This is a genomic window from Microcella putealis, from assembly GCF_004216575.1.
GTDB classification, from domain to species: Bacteria; Actinomycetota; Actinomycetes; order Actinomycetales; family Microbacteriaceae; genus Microcella; species Microcella putealis.
This window is the reverse complement of record NZ_SGWW01000004.1, coordinates 25,531-31,883: the sequence shown is the minus strand read 5'-3', so window position 1 is coordinate 31,883 and position 6,353 is coordinate 25,531. Positions and strand designations below refer to the sequence as shown.

6 protein-coding genes and 1 tRNA gene are annotated in these 6,353 nt (G+C 71.0%); 6 read left to right on the top strand and 1 reads right to left on the bottom strand.

Annotated elements, in window-relative coordinates; all coding sequences use genetic code 11:
- The first annotated feature begins 136 nt into the window (after nucleotides 1-136).
- The 3 genes from EV141_RS10100 (at nucleotide 137) to EV141_RS10090 (ending at nucleotide 3,121) form a co-directional block, all read left to right on the top strand.
- Nucleotides 137-1,549, top strand: a complete 1,413-nt coding sequence (locus EV141_RS10100; protein WP_130485857.1) for an HNH endonuclease signature motif containing protein — start codon at nucleotides 137-139, stop codon at nucleotides 1,547-1,549.
- A 65-nt stretch (nucleotides 1,550-1,614) separates the two neighbouring features.
- On the top strand, nucleotides 1,615-2,568 hold the full coding sequence (locus EV141_RS10095; RefSeq protein ID WP_130485856.1) for an aldose 1-epimerase family protein: 954 nt from the start codon (nucleotides 1,615-1,617) through the stop codon (nucleotides 2,566-2,568).
- 145 nt (nucleotides 2,569-2,713) lie between these two features.
- Nucleotides 2,714-3,121: a hypothetical protein gene (locus tag EV141_RS10090; protein ID WP_130485855.1), complete on the top strand. Its 408-nt coding sequence runs from the start codon at nucleotides 2,714-2,716 to the stop codon at nucleotides 3,119-3,121.
- A gap of 110 nt (nucleotides 3,122-3,231) precedes the next feature.
- Here the strand turns inward: EV141_RS10090 and EV141_RS10085 are convergent.
- Nucleotides 3,232-3,307, bottom strand: a tRNA-Lys gene (locus EV141_RS10085).
- A 54-nt stretch (nucleotides 3,308-3,361) separates the two neighbouring features.
- Here EV141_RS10085 and EV141_RS10080 point away from each other — a divergent pair.
- From EV141_RS10080 to EV141_RS10070, 3 genes are all read left to right on the top strand, one after another.
- Nucleotides 3,362-3,997, top strand: coding sequence for a DNA-directed RNA polymerase subunit beta (locus EV141_RS10080; protein WP_130485854.1), 636 nt, complete (start codon nucleotides 3,362-3,364; stop codon nucleotides 3,995-3,997).
- A gap of 923 nt (nucleotides 3,998-4,920) precedes the next feature.
- On the top strand, nucleotides 4,921-5,457 hold the full coding sequence (locus EV141_RS10075; RefSeq protein WP_241969217.1) for a cupredoxin domain-containing protein: 537 nt from the start codon (nucleotides 4,921-4,923) through the stop codon (nucleotides 5,455-5,457).
- 73 nt (nucleotides 5,458-5,530) lie between these two features.
- A complete protein-coding gene (locus EV141_RS10070) occupies nucleotides 5,531-6,220 on the top strand; it encodes a hypothetical protein (protein ID WP_130485853.1) in 690 nt (229 codons plus the stop codon).
- Nucleotides 6,221-6,353 lie beyond the last annotated feature (133 nt).

Sequence of the window (6,353 nt, the reverse complement as noted above, 5' to 3'; positions counted from 1 at the left end):
CTTCCCTTTCCCCCTCCGCGCTCCTCCACAGGGCACGTTGCCTCTGTTCGTCGCTCCTTGTGGGTATCCCTGTCCCGAATGTCGGTGGTCGAACATATATTCGAATCACACCAGAAATCCGCGGAAGGAGCCACCCATGAACGCGACACCCACTCGTGTGGATGCTTCCGCCGACCTGGGCGCTTTGCTGAGTGCTGCTGTTGCGGCCCTCGACGCGGTGCCCCGCGAGATTGATCTCTTGCGTTCGCTCGATGACGACGCGCTGCTCGAGTTGACCCGGGTCGCCGCCGACGAGGTGCGCCTGGCCGAACTGCACGTCTCTCTGTTGGCGGGCGAAATTGCCCGCCGGTCAGCACCCGAGCTGGGCTCTAACGGGCTCGCGCAACGCACGGGGCACCGTACCCCCGATGAGTTGGTGCGCGTCACCACCGGAACGCGCCAGGCTGCCGCCCGCACCGCCGTCCGTGTGGGCGCGGTCGCTGGTTCGGCGACCGCGGTTGGGGCGGCTGTGCTGAATGGTCGAGTGAGTGTGGCCGTCGCGGATGCGATCACTACCGGCCTCGGGCGGCCGGGCGCTGGTGTCGACGCGGGCGCGCTCGATGCGGCCGCAGGCTCCTTGATCGACCGTGTTGAGGGTCTCGATGCTGACCGCGCCGGCCGCGAAGCACGAGCCGTGCGCGACGAGCTCGACCTCGCCGGTGTCGCCGACCGTGAGGCTGAGCGGCGTGAGCAGCGATCGTTCCGTCTGGGCCGGCGAGCGAACGGCATGGGCTGGGCGCACTGGGAACTCGACCCCGAAACCTTCGCCATCGTGAGCGACATCTACGACCGCGTCACCAACCCCCGCCGCCGCACCCCCGCCTTTAGCGACGACAAGAGCAGCACCGACAACACCGCAGCGTGCCCTAGCGTCGACGCGGCCGACGGTGATGGCCGCGGCGCCGAGCCCACTGATGGCCGCACGCCCGAGCAGTACGCCAGCGACATGTTCGCCGAACTGCTCCGCCAAGGACTCTCCGCCGACACCAGCGGTGTGCTCGGCGACGCACCCGGCTCCGTGCGCGTCATCGTCGCCGCGAAGACTCTCACCGCCCGTTCCGGCCGCGGCTGGCTCGAAGGTCAGCCCGACCCGATCAGCATCGACACGGTCGAACGGCTCGCGTGCACCGGCGGCACCATCACGATCACCGTCGACGACACCGGCCAACCGCTGAACCTCGGCCGCGACCGACGCCTATTCAGCCGCGCCCAACGCATCGCGCTCGCCGCCCGCGACGGCGGATGCCGCTGGCCCGGCTGCGAACGACCACCCAGCTGGTGTGAAGCCCACCACATCAACCACTGGCAGAGAGATACCGGCCGAACAGACATCGCCGATGGAATCCTCCTCTGCCGACACCACCACCTCCTCGCCCACAACAACGGGTGGGAAATCCGACGCGCCGGGCCCAGCTACGCCCTCACCCCACCCGGCCACCCACCCAGCACCCACGCCGACCGAGACATGCCCCCCCGCAGCCCCGCACTCCGCGACGCCCTCCGCGCATGACGCGGCGCGAAAGTGCCGCGCACCCCAGTCACCTGTGCGTGTTGGCCCCGGAATAGGCTGAGCCTGTGACCACGTCCACCACCCCCGAATCCGTCGCCCTCCCCCCGACCGGCGAGCAGTACGTCCTCCACCACGACGGAGCCCACGGCCCGGTCGAGGCCACCATCGTCGAGGTCGCCGCCGGCCTGCGCGCCCTCAGCGTCGACGGCCACGAGCTCGTGCAGCCGTACGCCGAAACGCGCACCCCACCGTGGGCTGCCGGCATCGTGCTCGCTCCGTGGCCGAACCGCATCCGCGACGGCCGCTGGGTGCACAATGACGCCGCCCAACAGCTCGACATCACCGAGGTCGACAAGAACAACGCGATCCACGGGCTGCTCCGCAACACCCCGTACCGCCTCGTCGAGCGCGCGACCGACTCCGTCACCCTCGGCGCCGCGATCGTGCCGCAGCACGGCTGGCCCTTCCGCCTCTGGACGACCGTCACCTACGCGCTCACCGGCAACGGCATCCGCGTCTCCCACGAGGTGACCAACCAGGGCACCGAGCGCGCCCCGTTTGCGTTGGGCGCGCATCCGTTCATTCGGGTCGGCGATCACGACGTCGAAACGCTGACGATCACCGCGCGCACCCTCGAACACGTCATCGTGGATGCGCGGCTCAATCCGGTCGGATTCGAACCGGCCGAAGGTTCCCGCGACCTCACCAACGGCCACGTCATCTCGAGCCTCGAGCTCGACGACGCGTGGAAGGTCGGCCGCGACGATGACGGCATGATTCGCACGGTGCTGTCGGCGCCCGACGGCTCCGAGACCGAGGTGTGGCAAGACGGCGACTGGGAGTGGCTGCAGGTGTTCATCACCCGCCAGTTCGCGGCGCCGAGCGGCGAGATGGTCACGGCGGTCGCGATCGAGCCGATGACGGCGCCCGCTGACGCGCTCAACTCGGGCCTCGGCCTGCGCTGGCTCGAGCCCGGCGAAAGCTGGAGCGGCGGCTGGGGCATCTGCCGCCCGGCGTAGCCGGCAAAAGGTGAAAGGTGAGCCGCCCGTGAACGGGGGGTGACCCCGCCCGCGCCCGACTGCTTGGATGAGCGCGGGGGCAGAAACACGGCCCCCTGCGCGCCCGCCGTGGTTACCCCGCGCACGATGAAGCCGGAGCGCCACCATGCAGTTCAGCCCCAAAGCGATCGCCCTCACCGCGGCCGGAGTGCTCGTCGTCGGCGCAGCCGTGGTTGCCGCTCCGATGCTGGGCGACCTGCTCGCCCCGCCCGCGACGGCCGGGCAGACGATCGTCGGTGGCGAGGTCGAGTACGCGGTCAACGCTGCGGGCGAGACCTACGGCAGCCCCGCCAACGGCGAGGTTCCGCAGCTGATCCCCGCCGCGGCCGAGAACGGTGAGTTCGGCTACGTGCGCGTCACCGAGCTCGACCAGCAGCGCAACCTTGCCCGCTCGAGCGCCGACCCCGAGGCGACGTTCGCCGTCAGCGTCTACCTCTCTGACGGCGAGACGGTGATCGGCGAGCTCGCCGTAACGAAAGACACGCCGGGCCCGCGCGACGGCTTCCGCAACTGACGAACGGGGCGTGGGGCGCGCATCCGTCATTCGCGAAAACGCTCGTCGTAGACGCGTGATGCGCATCCGTTCTGATGCGCGCGACGTGCGCCGACGCGACGAGGGTGATGTGGTGGGCCCCGTCGGGCTCGAACCGACGACCCGCGGATTAAAAGTCCGCTGCTCTGCCAACTGAGCTAGAGGCCCGCCCCCCAGCGTACCGGCCCGCGGCGCCCAGCGCGCGGGGGTAGCGTGGCGGCCATGGCTGAGCGTCCCCACCGCCCGATGCGCGTGCCCTCGTCGCACTTCGAGGCGTACGAGGGCGGCATCGACCCGGCCGTGCAGCTGCGCATCGCGCACGACAGCGCCCGCGCCCTCGTGCACCGGGTGCGCGCCACCGACGACGCCGACGTGGTCGAGCGCATGGTCGCGTACACCGACGAGCACGGGCTCGACACGCTCGCCGAGCTCTGGGCGCAGGCCGGCCCCCGCACGCTGCCGGGCGCGCTGTGGCGACTGTCGCTGCTGCGCGCCATGATTCGGCAGGATGCACGGGGCACCGCCCTCATCTACCAACGCGGTTCCGAGGTGCTCGCCGCGTCGGCGCACGTCGTCGTTGCCGGAGCCGAGGCGCCCACCGGGCCAGACGAGATCCTGCGGCTCGCCGACGAGGTGCTGCGCGGCGCGTTCTCGGGCGACTTCGCGGTCGCCCTCGAGCGGGCCGCCGCGTTCTGCCGGGTGTCGGCCGCGGGTGCAGCCGACCTCGCCGACGACGCGGATGCCGGCCTCGACGACGCGCGCGCCGGGGCCATGACGGGGCGCGCATCCCGTCTCGCCGGCAGCGCGGAAGACTTCACGGCCTGCGCCGCGCTCGAGCGCCGCGGCACCCTCGACTAGCGGCGGCGGAGCCCGCCGCCTCCGCCGCCCCGCCGCCTCCGCCGCCCCGCCGCCTCCGCCGCCCCGCCGCCTCCGCCGCCTCCGCCGCCTCCGCCGCCCCGCCGCCTCCGCCGCCCCGCCGCCTCCGCCGCCCCGCCACCCGCAGCCCCGCCGCGCCCGCCCGCCCGCGCGTGCCGTCCCCGCCGCCCGCGCTCGCCCGGCCGCCCGCGCTGGACGCACTTCGCCGGCCTGGACACAGTTTGTTGCGCCTCCGCCTCACCAAAGAGGCTCCTGCTCGTCGTGGACGTGCGGCTTTGCGCACGTCGTGCTGTCGGAGACCCGCACTTGTTGCGCAAACTCGCATGAACTCGCCTCGAGACAAGGGTTTGCGTCGAGATAACCCTCCGCGCCGGCCCGTTTCGACGTGAACCCTTGTCTCGGTGCAACTCTGCGCCCAGAGTGCCGAACAGTCGACGTGAGCACAGCGGTGTCGATGAGCGGCACGCGCGTCGACGTGGGCGCACGCGCGTCGACGTGCGGCAGACGCGCAGCGGCCGAGCAGAGAGCCATCATTGAGCAGACTCTGAGGTGCGCCGCCCGATCCGCATGAGCGTGCCGAAGCGCCCGGCACCCGCGTCCCCGACACGCCCGACCTCCCACCGCACCTGGCAGCCAGCGGAATAGACCAGAGCGCACTGCAGTTAGTGTTTACTAGCCGGTCCGCAGTAACCCCGGGCTCCAAATTTCGCCGCTACGAGCGGCCTCGCGCCGAGAGGCGTTCTGCGGGCCGGCTTTTTCGTGCCCGCGCACGTCGTGCCTCCGCCCCGCGCACACCGGGCATCGGGCACCCACCGCCCGCCCGAACGCAGGCCCCCGAAGCTGAGAGTCAGCCGAGTGCACCCCACCCGGCCAAACCCAAATGCCCGTGCCCCCGAACACGGGGCATGACATCGACCACGCTCAGCTCCCGCGCTTCGCGTCGCACCCCCTGGGTGCTTACCGCGGCGCTGGTTGCTCTCGTCGCGGTCTCGGGATGCACGCCGGCGACCACCGCCGACGACGCAACCTCCGAGCCCACCGCACCGAGTGCATCCACCGCCCCGGACGCGATGAATGGGGAGCCGAGCGATGGTTCCGACGAGTCGGACGCGCCCATTGAGCCTGGCCCAGGCGAGGTCATCACGATCGGCCTGCGGTTCACCCCGCCGACGATCACGGTGCCCGTCGGGACCACGGTGACGTGGCGCAACGGCGAGGCGATCGGTCACACGATCACGTCGGGCCTCTGGGGGGACGTCAACGAGACCACCGGTCTCCGCGGCAGCCAAGAGGCCGATGACCTGTTCCGTCACGCGCTCGCGCCGATGGGGCAGGAGGGGGACACCTTCTCCTTCACCTTCACCGAACCGGGGGAGTACCCGTACTTCTGCGAACCGCACCTGACGATGAACGCCAGCGTCATCGTCGAGGCCGCGGAATAGCGGATGCGCGGCTCACGCCCCTGAACCACCGCCACTTCGGCACACATCACCACACACCAAGGAGACAAGCATCATGCGCAAGGTAACTGCATTCGCCGGCCTCGGCCTGGCTGCCGCCCTCGTTCTGTCCGGTTGCGCCGCTGAGGCGGAGGCCCCGGCCGAGGAGCCCACGATGGAGCAGGAGGCCCCCGAGGCCGAGGCTCCCGCCATCGACACGGTCAACAGCGACGGCGCGAACCTGCGCGCGCAGCTGACCGCCCTGCTCGCCGACCACGTGTACCTCGCCGGTGCCGCGATCAACCAGGCCCTCGCCGACGGCGGCGACCTGGAGACCCCGGCCGTTCAGGCCGCGGTTGCCGCGCTCGACGAGAACTCGGTCGAGGTTGCCGCGCTGGTCGGCTCGGCGTACCCCGACGCTGAGCAGCCGTTCCTCGACTCGTGGCGCTCGCACATCCCGTTCTTCGTGAACTACACGCTCGGTCAGGCGACCGGCGACCAGGCGATGGCCGACCAGGCTGTTGCTGACCTCGGCGCCTACGCCGTGTCGTTCGGTGAGCTGATCAACTCGGTCGTTCCCGAGCTGCCCGCCGAGGCTGTTCAGGCTGAGCTCGAGATGCACGCCACCACCCTGATCGCGGCGATTGACGCCAACATCGCGGGTGACCCGGCCTACTTCGACCTCCTCAAGGAGGCCGCGAGCCACATGCCGATGACCGCCACGGCGCTTGCCGGCGGCATCGCGACGAACCTCGGCATCCAGTAACTCGGAGCTGAGTACTCACAGTCGTTCCTCCGACTAGTGATCCGGTGAAGGGCCGGGCGGGTTTTCCCGCCCGGCCCTTCCTGCGTGTCCGGGCGCCCGGCGACCGGACTCAGCGCCCGAACCCGGCCACGCG

What these genes read in the sequence shown, in the direction of transcription:
- EV141_RS10100 (WP_130485857.1), top strand. Translation starts at nt 137, where the DNA reads ATGAACGCGACACCCACTCGTGTGGATGCTTCCGCCGACCTGGGCGCT.
- EV141_RS10080 (WP_130485854.1), top strand. Translation starts at nt 3,362, where the DNA reads ATGGCTGAGCGTCCCCACCGCCCGATGCGCGTGCCCTCGTCGCACTTC.
- EV141_RS10070 (WP_130485853.1), top strand. Translation starts at nt 5,531, where the DNA reads ATGCGCAAGGTAACTGCATTCGCCGGCCTCGGCCTGGCTGCCGCCCTC.
- EV141_RS10075 (WP_241969217.1), top strand. Translation starts at nt 4,921, where the DNA reads ATGACATCGACCACGCTCAGCTCCCGCGCTTCGCGTCGCACCCCCTGG.
- EV141_RS10090 (WP_130485855.1), top strand. Translation starts at nt 2,714, where the DNA reads ATGCAGTTCAGCCCCAAAGCGATCGCCCTCACCGCGGCCGGAGTGCTC.